14 protein-coding genes are annotated in these 12947 nt (G+C 72.0%); 3 read left to right on the top strand and 11 right to left on the bottom strand.

The window, feature by feature from the left end; translation table 11 throughout:
• Window positions 1-153: 153 nt before the first annotated feature.
• The 6 genes from ACFWA7_RS36730 to ACFWA7_RS36705 form a co-directional block, all read right to left on the bottom strand.
• Window positions 154-2718: a SpoIIE family protein phosphatase gene (locus tag ACFWA7_RS36730; protein WP_385540395.1), complete on the bottom strand. Its 2565-nt coding sequence runs from the start codon at window positions 2716-2718 to the stop codon at window positions 154-156.
• A gap of 168 nt (window positions 2719-2886) precedes the next feature.
• The gene (locus tag ACFWA7_RS36725; protein ID WP_385540393.1) at window positions 2887-3291 is read right to left on the bottom strand and encodes an ATP-binding protein; all 405 of its coding nucleotides are present in this window, start codon (window positions 3289-3291) and stop codon (window positions 2887-2889) included.
• A gap of 129 nt (window positions 3292-3420) precedes the next feature.
• Window positions 3421-3849, bottom strand: coding sequence for a (deoxy)nucleoside triphosphate pyrophosphohydrolase (locus ACFWA7_RS36720; protein WP_385827429.1), 429 nt, complete (start codon window positions 3847-3849; stop codon window positions 3421-3423).
• Window positions 3850-3939: 90 nt separating this feature from the next.
• Window positions 3940-4119 (bottom strand): SPOR domain-containing protein, encoded by a 180-nt coding sequence (locus tag ACFWA7_RS36715; RefSeq protein WP_371654495.1) that lies wholly within the window; start codon window positions 4117-4119, stop codon window positions 3940-3942.
• Window positions 4120-4364: 245 nt separating this feature from the next.
• Window positions 4365-5117: a GntR family transcriptional regulator gene (locus tag ACFWA7_RS36710; protein ID WP_385540389.1), complete on the bottom strand. Its 753-nt coding sequence runs from the start codon at window positions 5115-5117 to the stop codon at window positions 4365-4367.
• A gap of 135 nt (window positions 5118-5252) precedes the next feature.
• Entirely contained in the window at window positions 5253-6536 is a 1284-nt protein-coding gene (locus ACFWA7_RS36705; RefSeq protein WP_385827427.1) for a DUF4190 domain-containing protein, read from the bottom strand.
• A gap of 444 nt (window positions 6537-6980) precedes the next feature.
• Between ACFWA7_RS36705 and ACFWA7_RS36700 the strand changes: the two genes are divergently transcribed.
• Window positions 6981-8132: a threonine synthase gene (locus tag ACFWA7_RS36700; protein WP_385827425.1), complete on the top strand. Its 1152-nt coding sequence runs from the start codon at window positions 6981-6983 to the stop codon at window positions 8130-8132.
• A 126-nt stretch (window positions 8133-8258) separates the two neighbouring features.
• Here the strand turns inward: ACFWA7_RS36700 and ACFWA7_RS36695 are convergent, their stop codons facing one another.
• Both ACFWA7_RS36695 and ACFWA7_RS36690 read right to left on the bottom strand, forming a co-directional pair.
• A complete protein-coding gene (locus ACFWA7_RS36695; protein ID WP_385827422.1) occupies window positions 8259-8432 on the bottom strand; it encodes a hypothetical protein in 174 nt (57 codons plus the stop codon).
• On the bottom strand, window positions 8429-9292 hold the full coding sequence (locus ACFWA7_RS36690; RefSeq protein ID WP_385827420.1) for a carbon-nitrogen hydrolase family protein: 864 nt from the start codon (window positions 9290-9292) through the stop codon (window positions 8429-8431). The genes ACFWA7_RS36695 and ACFWA7_RS36690 overlap by 4 nt, the downstream gene beginning before the upstream one ends.
• Before the next feature lie 98 nt (window positions 9293-9390).
• On the opposite strand from ACFWA7_RS36690, the gene ACFWA7_RS36685 reads away from it, so the two are divergent.
• Window positions 9391-9972: a Uma2 family endonuclease gene (locus ACFWA7_RS36685; RefSeq protein WP_385827418.1), complete on the top strand. Its 582-nt coding sequence runs from the start codon at window positions 9391-9393 to the stop codon at window positions 9970-9972.
• Between the two features lie 277 nt (window positions 9973-10249).
• Here the strand turns inward: ACFWA7_RS36685 and ACFWA7_RS36680 are convergent, their stop codons facing one another.
• From ACFWA7_RS36680 to ychF, 3 genes are all read right to left on the bottom strand, one after another.
• Complete coding sequence (locus ACFWA7_RS36680) at window positions 10250-10504, bottom strand: Txe/YoeB family addiction module toxin (protein ID WP_385827416.1); 255 nt, start codon at window positions 10502-10504, stop codon at window positions 10250-10252.
• Window positions 10501-10782, bottom strand: a complete 282-nt coding sequence (locus ACFWA7_RS36675) for a type II toxin-antitoxin system Phd/YefM family antitoxin (RefSeq protein ID WP_385540378.1) — start codon at window positions 10780-10782, stop codon at window positions 10501-10503. Before ACFWA7_RS36675 ends, ACFWA7_RS36680 begins: the two co-directional genes overlap by 4 nt.
• Window positions 10783-10971: 189 nt before the next feature.
• On the bottom strand, window positions 10972-12060 hold the full coding sequence (gene ychF / locus ACFWA7_RS36670; RefSeq protein WP_385827413.1) for a redox-regulated ATPase YchF: 1089 nt from the start codon (window positions 12058-12060) through the stop codon (window positions 10972-10974).
• Between the two features lie 249 nt (window positions 12061-12309).
• Here ychF and ACFWA7_RS36665 point away from each other — a divergent pair, with 249 nt between their 5' ends.
• Complete coding sequence (locus ACFWA7_RS36665) at window positions 12310-12909, top strand: DUF6542 domain-containing protein (protein WP_385827411.1); 600 nt, start codon at window positions 12310-12312, stop codon at window positions 12907-12909.
• The last annotated feature ends 38 nt before the right edge of the window (window positions 12910-12947 follow it).

Raw genomic sequence — 12947 nt, 5'->3', positions numbered from 1 at the left:
CGCCCTGTTCGTGCCGGGGGACGCCCGGGGCGCCCCGGGGGTGGTGGTGGCGGGGCGGGCGGCACTGACGGCGACGACGTTGGGGCGGCGTGCGGGGGGCGCACCACGGCACGCCGACAGCCGACGGCACCCCTGGGATGAGGGCCCCCGGGGTCAGAACATGCTGAGCAGCTGCTCCTCCGTCAGCTCGGCCACGGGCCGGGGCTCGCCGTCCGGAAGGGCGAGTTCGAACCAGACCGTCTTGCCGCGCGGGGTGCGGCGCGAGCCCCAGCCCGCGCTCAGCAGGCCGACGAGCTGGAGCCCCCGGCCGCCCTCGTCCGTGTCCCGGGCCCGCCGCCGTCTCGGCTGGACCAGACCCGCGTCCCACACCTCGCAGACGAGGGTGCGGTCCCGCAGCAGCCGGAGCCGTACCTCGCCCTCGCCGTACCGCAGGGCGTTGGTGACGAGTTCGCTGACCAGCAGCTCGGTGGTGTCGACGAGGTCGTCGAGGTCCCAGGCGAGCAGCTGGGTGCGGGCGAGCTCGCGGGCGCGGCCGACCGAGCGTGGCGAGCGCGGCAGCCGCCAGTCGCCGACGGCGTCCGTGGGCAGGCCCTGGATACGGGCCATGAGCAGGGCGATGTCGTCCTCGCCGTGGCGGGTGTCGAGGGTGTTGAGGACCTGGTCGCAGACGTCCTCCAGGCCCGCGACCGGGTCGCTGATGGCCTTGCGGAAGGCCCGCAGTCCCTCGTCCAGGGGGTGGTCGCGGGACTCGACGAGACCGTCGGTGTAGAGAGCGAGCAGGGCGCCCTCGGGGAGGTCGACCTCGATCTCCTCGAACGGCTCCCCGCCCACGCCGAGCGGCAGCCCGGGCGGCATGTCCAGGAACAGCGCGGGCTCGCCGGGCTCGACCAGGACCGGCGGCAGATGGCCCGCGTTGGCGATGGAGCAGCGCCGCGTCACCGGGTCGTACACGGCGTACACACAGGTCGCCAGGTAGACCTCGGTGAGGTCGGCCTCGCGGGACTTGTGGGCGGTGCGGGAGCCGGGGCCGCCGCGCCTGTCTCCGCCCGCCGCGCGGTCGGGGCCGCCGGGGTCGCCCAGGCCCCGGGCGACCTCGTCCAGGTGCGACAGCACCTCGGCGGGCTCCAGGTCGAGCATGGCCAGGGTCCGTACGGCGGTACGCAGTTCACCCATGGCGACGGCGGCCCGCAGACCGCGGCCCATCACATCGCCGACGACCAGGGCGGTGCGGTGGCCGGGGAGTTCGATGACGTCGAACCAGTCGCCGCCGACCTCGGTGGCGGCGTTGCCCGGCAGATAGCGGCAGGCGATGTCCAGCCCGGCGGCCTCGGGGTCGCCGGGCGGGAGCAGGGAGCGCTGCAGTATCAGCGCGCGCTCGTGCTCCCTCCGGTAGAGGCGGGCGTTGTCGATGCAGACGGCGGCGCGGGAGGCGAGTTCGGTGGCGAGGGCGCGGTCGCGCTCGCCGAAGGGCTCGCTGCCCTTGGCGCGGGAGAACTGGACGAGCCCGACGACGGTGTCGTGGGCGACCATCGGGACGGCGAGCGTGGTGTGCACCAGGCTGCCCTCACCGCCCGGTACGGCATGGAGGCGGCCGGTGCGCAGGGCGCCGGCGCAGGGCGAGTGGAAGGGGTAGCGATGGACGTCTCCCACGGAGACGGACGCGATCGGGGCGGTGGCGCCGGTGAGGGTGGGCGGTGCGTCCGATACGGCGCTGGCGAAGGCGACCCGGCGGAGCTCGGCGCTGCCGTCGGCACGGCTCTGGATGGCTTCGTCCCCGGCGAGCAGTGCCTGGTAGAGGTCGACGGAGGCCAGGTCGCAGAAGCCGGGGACGGCGACGTCGAGGAGTTCGCGGGCGGTGGTCTCCAGGTCGAGGGAGTTCCCTATCCGGTTGCCCGCCTCGTTGAGCAGCGCGAGGTTGCGGCGGGCGTCGGCGGCCTCGCGGGCGGCGTTGTGACGGTGGGTCACATCGATGCCGAGGCTGGCGACGCCGATGGGCCGGCCGGTGCCGCTGTGCACCCGGTAGAGGTTGATCGACCAGTGGCGGCGGGCCGGGTCGCCGGGCGCGGTGCCGACGAGCTGGAGGTCGGTGACGGCCTCGCCGGTGTCGAGGACGCGCTGGAGGGCGGCGGCCATCCGGTCGGCCTCGGCTCGGTTCAGATAGTCGTGGACGGTGCGGCCGCGGTGCTCGTCGGGCTCGCCGCCGAAGACGGTGGCGAAACGCCTGTTGGCGCGCAGGACGGTGAGGTCCGTGCCGAACAGCAGGAAGCCGAAGGGAGATTGGCCGAAAATCGCCTGCGAGGCCGCGAGATCCGTCTCTATGCCGCGCAGCGCCCGGACGTCGACGACGATACAGAGCGCGCCGCGCTCCCCGGCCGCCGTCTCACTCGGCATCACATACAGCTCGGCGAGCCCGTGCCGGCCCTCCCGCTCCGGCGTGCGGAACGGGACCAGGCCGGTCCACTCGCGCCCGTCCAGGATCTCGGTGACCCGCCGGTGACCTTGGGAGCGCAGCTCAGGCGGCATGAAGGCGTCGACCGGGTCGATTCCCACGACCTCGCGGGCGGACAAGCCGAACTGCTCCTCGGCCCGCACGCTCCACTGCTCGATCAGCCCGTCGGGCCCGATCGAGAACGAGGCGACCCTGATGTAGTCATAGATCGAGCCAGGCGGGCTGCTCTGCCACACGACGCCGCCAGCCGTCTCAGGTATCTCGCTCACGCGACCGTCCCCTCCAGCTCACCGCACCGGACCGGCCTTGACCGCAGTATTCAGTACTACGGCCCCCACCGACACGGCGTTCACGATCACATCCCGGTCTCGTTCTTTTCCGGCCGTCTTCCGACTTCGCCGTCCGAAGAGGTGGTGATCGTTCGTCCCTCCCTCCTTCTAACCCGGCAGAGCCAGCTCGAACCACACGGTCTTGCCCGTCCTGCCGCGTCTGGTCCCCCAGCGCCGTGCGGAACAAGCCACCAACTGAAGGCCCCGGCCCCCTTCGTCGTCCGGTCCGGTGTGCCGCTGTACGGGCTCTTCCGGCAGCGGGTCGGAGACCTCCACCAGCAGGGCGCCGGGGTCCCGCCGCGCCATCCGGACGCCGATGGGCCCCGACGCGTACCGCAGGGAATTGGTCACGAGCTCACTGACCAGCAGCACCGCCACATCGCTGACGGCCGGGTCCAGCGCCCAGCCGCGCAGCGTGTCCCGGACGGCGTGGCGCGCGGTGCGCACGGCGTTGGCCTCCGCCGGGAATGTCCACTCGGCGCAGCCACCGGAGGTGTCGATCACACCGCTCACCCGCATCCGACTCTTCGGGGGGTTTAGAAGGATTAATAGCCACATACCCGATATTTGGGGTCAGCTATCCCCTGGTGGGGCGCATGGTGGCACGAACGGCGTAGGGGGCGTACGGGGACGGAGGAACGCTCAGCGGCCCGCCGCACCCTCCCGCGCCGCCCTGATGCCCGCCGCCAGCATGCGCGCGGCCTCCGCCACCGCCGTGCGGTCCTGGGGCAGCCAGTCGACCTCGTCCGTCTCGTCGGGGGCGAGCCAGCGCAGGGCGTCGTGGTCCTCCAGGGGCTGCGGCTCGCCGGAGACCAGACGGGCGGTCCACACCCGCAGCACCAGGCCGGGCTTCAGCGGCCACTCCCCCGGGATCCGCTCCAGCGGCTCGGCCTCCACGCCCAGTTCCTCGCGCAGCTCGCGCACCAGGGCGTCCTCGGGGTGCTCGCCCGGCTCCACCTTGCCGCCGGGCAGCTCCCAGCGCCCGGCCAGCTCGGGCGGGGCGCTGCGGCGCGCGGCGAGCAGCCTGCCCCTGTCGAACACGGCTCCGGCGACCACCACACGAACGTCCATGCGCCGGAGCGTAACGCGCTCCCGGAGGGGTCCGGTCCGGCGGGCCGCCGTCCGGCCCGCGCCCCCCATCCGCCCCCGCCGGGCGCCCTGCTACTGCGCCGGCTGGGTGATCCGCTCGACCCAGTAGAGCCGGTGGTGTCCCAGGTCATCGAGGCTGTCGACGATCTTCTGGGCCTCGGCCCGGGTAGCGTACCTGCCGACGCGGTAGCGGTTGCCGTTGTCGTCCTGACGTATGACCTGCCAGGAAAGCACCACGCCACCGTCGTTCATCGCGCCCCTCCCGATATCGGCGTGCAGGTCGGTGAAGATCCCCAGGAAACCGCATTCCGCATATGCCCGACCCTACGCCTGACCTTCACTCAGCGGATCCGCGTTTATACAAAGAGATACGGATCCGGCCACGCGAGGGCAAGACAACGGGGGCGCACTCCTTCGAGTGCGCCCCCATTTGCGAGAGTTGACGCTGGGTCAGCCCACCGCCGACACCGCTACTTCACCCACTTCACCTGCTTCACCTACTTCACCGGAAGGTGGTAGGCGATGCGGTACCGGTCGGCGGGGACGACGACGTCGGCCGTCTCCACCGCGCGCCCCGACGCGTAGTACGTCCGCTCGATGGCGAGCACCACATGACCCGGGACGCCGCCGAGCGCCATGAGCTCCTCCGCCAGCCCCGGGCGCGCGCCGACCTCCTCCACTACGTTGTCCACCACCACGTCGATCGCGGCCATCCGCTCGACGACGCCGCACCCTCCGAGCGGCCCCTCCTCGGGCAGCATCACGGGCGTGCGCCCGGTCACCGCGAGCGGCTCCCAGGACGTGGAGAGCATCATCTGCTCGCCCGCGTCCCGGTACACGTACCGCGTGCGCATCACCCGGTCTCCGGGGTGGATGCCGAGCCGCTCGGCGATCTCGGCGGACGCGTCCTCCTGCTCGCTGCTCGACTCCCAGGTGCCCCGGGCGCCGTCCTCGGCCTGCTCCTGGCGGAACGGGCTGGCCCCCTTGGCCGGGCGGAACCCGGAGCGGGCCACGCGGCGCGGGACGGGGCGCTCCCGCACATACGTACCCGACCCGGAGCGGCCCTCGACCAGACCCTCGGCCATCAGGACCTTGCGGGCCTCCAGGGCGACCGTGTCGGAGACGCCGTACTCCTCGCGGATGCGGGCCTGTGAGGGGAGGCGGGTGTGCGGCGGCAGTGAGCCACTGACGATCTTCTGCCGGAGATCGCTGGCTACGCGCAGATAAGCCGGCTGCTCACCGAAAGTCACTGGCCACTCCCATCAGGTTGACAGACTGCAACAGCGTGGCAACCGTGGGTTGTGCGCCGCAAGCCAAGGCCAGAGTTTCACTCGAAGTGATGACTTGCCCGTCCCCGGGGGATACCGCTGGTAGGACTACCCGCCTCAGACCGCCTTGGAACCGTCGCCTCCGGTTCCGCTCCCCGTGCCGGGGCCCGACCCGTCCTCGGTGCCGCCGCTGTCGGTGCCCCCGCTGTCCGTACCGCCGTCGGCGCCGCCCGAACCGCCGCTGCTGCCCCCCGAGTCGGTGGCGGGCGGTGTGGTGGCCAGGTGCAGGGCGCCCCGCGCGGCGATCTCGGTGGCCTGCCGCAGCGCGCGGTCCGCCGCGCCCGAGTGGAGGTAGAAGGCGTCGGTGTCGGCGGCCGCGGCGGCCTTCGCCCACTCCTTGCCCGCCAGCTCGGCCTCCTTGGCGCGGGCACGCACCCGCGCGTCCGCGGCGGCGGGCCAGCTGCGCTCGCGCAGCCGGGCGCTCTCCTGACCCAGCACCTGGGAGACCTGCCCGGCCCACTTCTTGAAGGCGGGGAGGTCGTCCTCGACCCGGTCCCGGTCGGGGCCGGCGGCCAGCACCCGGTCATAGGCGTTGGAGGAGCGCAGATAGGTCATCTGGTCGGCGTCCAGGCGGCGGGCGTCATTGCGCACCGAGCCCTTGAGCTTGCCGCTCGTGGTGGCGAAGGAGCAGGTGACCGAGTGGTCGCCGAGCCGCCAGCTGCGGGTGCTCGGCGTGTAGTAGTACGACTCGGCCTCCACCGGCAGCGCCCAGCTGTCCATCGCGTACTCCTGCTCGACGGCCCAGCACTTGCGGTCGGCGAGCGCGGTGATCGCCTTGTCGCCCGGGAATGAGGAGCCGTCCAGCTTGAAGGAGCCGGAGACCTCACCGTCGTGCGGCTCGTTACACGGCACGAGGGTCACGTTCACGACCTCGCGCTCCAGCTCGCCGCCGGGGACGTCGAAGCAGTCGCCCTTGCGCAGGTCCATGGTGCTGCGCGTGCTCTTGACCTCGTCGATGCCGTCGCGGAACCCGTCCCAGAACGCGCTCGCCGCGCCGCTCACGACGAGGACGACCGCCAGGACCGTACTGATCGCGGAGAGCACCACACCGGTGATCGCCATGCCCTTGCCCCGCTGCCCCCTCTTCCTGATCCGCCCCAGGGCGAGCACGCCCAGGACCAGACCGAGCGGCGGCACACAGCAGACGATGCCGGTGACCAGCGAGGCGATGGCCAGACCGCTGGTCTTGGCCGGCTCCTGGAACGGCTGCGGGTACGCCTGCGGGTACGGGTACCAGGGCTGCTGCGGCCCCGGCCCCGGGTAGGGCGGCGGCCAGCCGGGGCCGTGGCCCTGGCCCGGCTGCGAAGGCGGCTCGGGCGCGGGCGGCGGCGGTATGTCCACGGGTGAGGGCTCCTCGTCGAGGTCAGCGAACTGCTGCGCGAATCGTACGCGGGAGGCGACGGGGGCCGACGCCTCCCGCGGGCTGCTGCGGCCCCGGGAAAGGCGGCGGCCAGCCGGAGCCGTGGCCCTGGCTGACCGCCGGAGGCGGCGGGGGCCGGCGTCGAAGCGGACGGGGTGCGTCCCGGGTTGCGTCCGGGCTGGGATCGGAACGGGTTCGGAACGGTTCGGGCCGGGATCGGGCCGAGATCGGAACGGGTTCGGAACGGGGGGAGTACCCGCGAGCCGGGTGCGTCCGGGCGGCCGAACGGGCCGGGCTCGGAACGGGCCGGGCTCGGAACAGGCCGGGCTCGGAACAGGCCGGGCTCGGAACAGGCGAGCACCCATGAGCCACCCGACCTGACTCGACGTCACAAGCAACGTTCTAGGACGTTCTAGGGTCGCCGTATGACACGTACGAACACGCATCCTTCCCGGCCTCCCGGCGCGAGCGCGGCGACGTACCGCTGCCCCCAGGACGGCACCCGGGCCCCCGTCGAGGCCGCCGCCCCCTGGTGCTGCCCGGCCAGCGGGGGCCCGTGGGACCTGGACTTCGCCGCCGGGGCCGTGGAGCTGAAGTCGCTTGCGGGGCGCGTGGGTTCGCTGTGGCGATACGCGGAGGCCCTGCCGCTCGACGGGCCGCCGCCGGTCACGCTGGGCGAGGGGTGCACGCCGCTGGTACCGCTCACCGACACCGTCTCGGCCAAGCTGGACTTCCTGATGCCGACGCTGTCCTTCAAGGACCGGGGCGCGGTCGTACTCGCCGAGCTCGCCCGGCGCCTGGCGCCCGAGCGCGTGATCGCCGACAGCAGCGGCAACGCGGGCACGGCGTTCGCCGCGTATCTGGCCCGGGCCGGGCTGCCGTGCACGGTGTACGTGCCCGAGGCCACCTCGCCGAAGAAGGTCGAGCAGATCGGGGCGCACGGGGCCCGGGTCGAGCGCGTCCCCGGCGACCGGGAGGCCACCGCCCGCGCCGCCCGGGCGGCCGCCGACGCCCCCGGCACGTTCTACGCCTCGCACGTCTTCAACCCGTACTTCCTGCACGGCACCAAGACGTACGTCTACGAGCTGTGGGAGGAGCTGGGCGGCAGGCTGCCCGGCGCGATCGTCGTCCCGGTCGGCAACGGCACCCTGCTGCTCGGCGCCGCGCTGGCCACGGCCGAGCTGTACGCGCACGGCCTGATCCCCGAGCGCCCCGCCCTGGTCGCGGTCCAGGCGGAGGCGGTGTCGCCGCTGGCGGCGGCGTTCCGGGCGGGGGCCGATGAGGTGGCCGAGGTGCCCGCCGCCGAGACCCTGGCGGAGGGAATCGCGATCCCCTCGCCGCCCCGGGGCCGCCAGATCCTGCGCGCGGTACGCGAATCGGGCGGCACGTTCCTGACGGTGACCGAGGACCAGATCCGCGCGGCCCAACGCGACCTCGCCGGACGCGGGCTGTTCGTCGAGTCGACGGGGGTGGCGTGCTGGGCGGCGGTCACGGCGTCGCCGTCCTCCCTCGGGGGGCGTGACGCGGTGGTTCCGCTGTGCGGGGCGGGGTTGAAGACGGGGATGGCGGCGGGTTAGGCGATCCGGTCGCGAAGGGAGCCGGGCCACTCACTGCGGCGCGGGCTCACCGCGGCGCGGGCTCACCGCGGCGCGGGCTCACCGCGGCGCGGGCTCACCGCGGCGCGGGCTCACCGCGGCGCGGGCTCACCGCGCGGGCGGGCTCACCGCCGCCACCCGCACCGCACGCCTGGGCGCCGCCCCCGTATCCCACAGATCCCGCAGCATCGGCTCGGCCTCGCGGGCCACGTGCAGGACGCCCGGGTCCAGGTCGGCGAAGACGATCTCCTCGTCCTGGGCGCCCGCACGGCGCGGGCTCACCGCGCGGGCGGCGTCGCCGCCGCCACCCGCACCGCACGCCTGGGCGCCGCCCCCGTATCCCACAGATCCCGCAACATCGGCTCGGCCTCGCGGGCCACATGCAGGGCGTCCGGGTCCAGGTCGGCGAAGACGATCTCCTCGACCCGGGCGCCCGCTTCCGCCACAACCCGTCCGTCCGGCCCCCACACCGCACTGCTCCCGCAGGTCTCCCACTCCCCCGTACGCCCGACGTGGTTGGCGAGGACGGCGTACACCGTGTTGTCGAGGGCCCGCGCGGGGAACCAGATCCGCGACTCGTGGTACCCGTTGCCGACGCCGAACAGCGCGCCCACCACGTACGCGTGGCAGCCGTCCACCGCCGCCGCCCGCGCGTGCTCGGGGAAGCCGGAGTCGTAACAGATCCCAAGCCCGAGCCGCCACTCGTCCACGTCGAGGGTGAGACCGGCAGTCCCGTTCCGATACACGGCACGCTCGGCCTTGAACAGCGTCTGCTTGTCGTACCGCGCACGGACCCCGCCCCCGTCGACGACCAGCGCGGACACGAACAGCTCCCCATCGTCGTACACCGCCGCCCCGACGACCGCGACCACCCCGCTCTCCCGACAGGCGGCCAGGACGGGAGCGAGTCGGGGGTCCGCGAGCCCGTTCACGGCACACCGCTCGGGCTCGGCCCGGATGAGCTCGGGCTCGTACCCGGTGAGGAACTTCTCGGCGAACACGACAACCCGAGCCCCACCGTCCCCGGCAGCCCGGACGAGCCGGGCGGCGGTGTCGACATTGGCAACGACATCACCGGCGACGACGGGTGCCTGGGCGGCGGCGATACGGAGGGGGCGCGAGGGTACGGCGAAGGCGGTCACGCATGGAATTCGATCACAGCCGGAATGCGGTGACGGACCCCGATCCCGTCCCGGGGAAGCCCCGGCCCTCGTCGGCCTGGAGCCGCTACGGTGAAGCCATGACCGCACTGCCCGACTGGACGCGCCCGCCGCGCGCGGCAGGCTGGTTCGCGGAGGACCTGGACAGCCTCCCGGAGGCACCCCGCCACACCGAGCTGATCGACGGAGTGCTGGTCTTCATGGTGTCCCCACAACGGTCGTGGCACAGCCGCATCGTCACTGGCCTCACTGTGGCGCTCATGGCTCAGGCCGCCGACGGTTTCGAAGTCGAGCGGGAAATGACGATCCGGCTCGATGCCCGCAACCGCCCCGAACCGGATCTGATCCTGACGACCGCGCCATTCGACGCCGACCGCACCTGGTACGCCCCGGAGGACGTCCGACTCGCCGTCGAGGTCGTCTCCCCCGAGTCCGCGCACAGGGACCGCACCGTAAAGCTGCACAAGTACGCGCAGGCCGGCATCCCGCACTACTGGTGCGTCGAGGACGAGGGCGGCGCGCCGGTCGTCCACGTCTACGAACTCGACGAACCGACCCGCGCCTACGCCCCCGCCGGCATCTTCCGCAGCTCCTTGAAGCGCCCTGTCCCGTTCGAGATCCACCTCGACCTGGACGGTCTGACTCCTCCGCGCCGCACCTGAACGTCGACATCGACATGAAGGAAGGGGCCGAGCCCCCCCCGACTCACTCACCCGAGTGCGGCACCTCTGAAAGCACGAGGTGCCGCAAGAGCTGAAGCTGGGGCGAAGATGGAGCAGACTCCCCGGTTATTTCCTAGCAGAAGCCGCCCTCACCCCGCATGAAGCGACTATTTCCGGACGGCTTGGACCAAACTGGATGAACTCGCTCACCCAGGGGGACATCGGACCTTAGGTCCTACGGCAGGCAGCCTGCCGATCAGGCACGACGAGGCAGCGATCAGTAGTGATACCGAGCTGCGAGGATGATGATCTCCTTGCCCGTGACCAGGTAGACGAGACGGTGTTCGTCGTCGATCCGCCGTGACCACGCCCCGGGCAAGTGATACTTCAGAGGCTCGGGCTTGCCGATTCCCGTGAAGGGGTCACGCTTGACGTCCTCGATGAGCTTGTTGATCCGAGCCGGCATCTTGCGGTCGTTCTTGAGCCAGGACGTGTAGTCCTCCCAGCCCTGATCCTCGAAGACAAGCCTCACTCGGCACCCGCAGCAGGATCCACCGCATCCGGGTCGATCAGCTCGCGCTCCGACACGTTGATGCCGCTCAGAGCGTTCTCATACGCCTTGAGCAACCGCCGCGCGTTCGCGGGCGAGCGCAGCAGGTACGAGCCCTCGCGCAGCGCCGCATAGTCCTCGGACGAGACGAGTACGGCGTTGCCATGCTTGGAGACGATCTCGATGGCCTCGTGATCGTCGTTGACCTTCTTGATAAGAGGAAAGAGAGCCTTGCGGGCTTCGCTCGCGGTGATCGACATGAAGTGCCCCTCTCCAGCAGTGGTACTCAATAACGTACCACTCTGGAAGCTCGGGCAACCTGACGCAGAATCAGAAGGCCCAGCGACCATCCCAGCAAGGGAAACAGCACGGGGGCCGACTCTCGGGAGAGCCGACCCCATCTGACCTGCACGTTTACCAGGCCGTCAACGTGGCCCTATTTCATCCGCTCACACGTTGAACCGGAACTCCACCACATCCCCGTCCTGCATCACATAGTCCTTGCCCTCCATCCGCGCCTTCCCCTTCGCGCGGGCCTCGGCGACCGAACCCGTTTCGATCAGGTCGTGGAAGGAGATGACCTCCGCCTTGATGAAGCCCTTCTGGAAGTCGGTGTGGATGACACCGGCCGCCTCGGGGGCCGTGGCGCCCTTCTTGATGGTCCAGGCGCGGGCTTCCTTGGGGCCGGCCGTCAGGTACGTCTGGAGGCCGAGGGTGTTGAAGCCGACGCGGGCGAGCGTGGCCAGGCCGGGCTCCTCGGCGCCGACGGACTGGAGGAGCTCAAGGGCGTCCGCCTCGTCGAGCTCGGCGAGGTCCTGCTCCAGCTTGGCGTTGAGGAAGATCGCCTCGCCCGGGGCCACCAGCGCGCGCTGCTCGGCCTTGAAGGCGTCGTCGGTGAGCTCGTCCTCGTCGACGTTGAAGACGTAGAGGAACGGCTTCGTCGTCAGCAGGTGCAGGTCGTGCAGGAGCTCCGACTTCTCCGTGCCCTGGACGATGCCCTGCGAGAACAGCGTGTCGCCCCTCTCCAGGATCTCCTTGGCCGCCTCGACCGCCGCCACCTTGGGGGCGACGTCCTTCTTGATCCGGGACTCCTTCTGGAGGCGGGGCAGGACCTTCTCGATCGTCTGGAGGTCGGCGAGGATCAGCTCGGTGTTGATCGTCTCGATGTCGTCCTTCGGAGACACCTTGCCGTCGACGTGGACGACGTTCTCGTCCTTGAAGGCGCGGATGACCTGGCAGATCGCGTCCGACTCGCGGATGTTGGCCAGGAACTTGTTGCCCAGGCCCTCGCCCTCGCTGGCGCCGCGCACGATGCCGGCGATGTCGACGAAGTCGACCGTGGCGGGGAGCACGCGCTGCGAGCTGAAGACCTCGGCGAGCTTGTGGAGGCGGGCGTCGGGGACGCCGACGACGCCGACGTTCGGCTCGATGGTGGCGAACGGGTAGTTGGCCGCCAGCACGTCGTTCTTGGTCAGGGCGTTGAACAGGGTCGACTTGCCGACATTCGGCAGACCGACGATTCCGATCGTGAGCGACACGTTGGCGACTTCCCGGTACGAGGGTGATGGTCCGTCCGCCCCCGGGCCGGGGGCCGACGCCCCCGCGGATGGGGGCCGACTCACCAGTTTACGGGCGTGTCGTCCCGGCGGCGACGGCCCTCACCGGGACGGGCCCCGGCCCCCTCATACCGCCTCCAGGGGCGGTTTCGCGTCGAACGCAACGCCAAGCTCACCCAAAGGGCGTGTCCCACGGGTGGTTCCTCCCCTGTTGCGACCTACGTTGGTGCGGTGGAGCAATACAGGACGCGCACCCCGCAGCCCGGACAGCGAGCACGCACGGCCGACGGCCCGGCCGGACGTGCGCCCGGCCGGGCCTCCGGGCGAGCGCCACTCGGGCCGGAGGCCGCCGTCGGCGAGGCGGCCGCCGTGTACCGGGTGGCGGCCCGGCCCGCCCCTCCGTTCGTCCGGGCCCTGCGCCGGCTCCCCCAGCCCCGGCTCACGGGGCTCGGCGGCGGGCTGTTCGCGGCGGCCGTCATGTTCCTGCTCGGCTGCCTGGACTGGCTGATCTTCGACGGCTCGCCCGCCGTGTACGGCGTGCTGTTCCTGCCGGTGAGCGCCGTCACCGCGCTCTGGGTGCGCCCCGCCGACCTGGTGAGCGCGCCCATCAGCGTCCCGATCGCCTTCGCGTTCGGCATCGTGCCCATCGCGGGCGGCTCCGGCGGCCTCGGCGGCCAGGCCATGGCCGTGGTCACCGCCCTGGCCCTGCACGCCGGCTGGCTGTACGGCGGCACGCTGGTGGCGGGCGTGATCGCGAGCGTACGGAAGCTGCGGCTGATGGGGCGGCGCAGGGCCCGGCCCGCCGGGCCGGGGCCCGGGCCCCGGCGGTAGCCGGAACCCGGCGCCGCAGCCCGGCATCGTCCCATGAC

The organism is Streptomyces sp. NPDC059994, assembly GCF_042737755.1.
Classification (GTDB): Bacteria; Actinomycetota; Actinomycetes; order Streptomycetales; family Streptomycetaceae; genus Streptomyces.
This window is presented reverse-complemented; position numbering and strand designations above follow the sequence as displayed.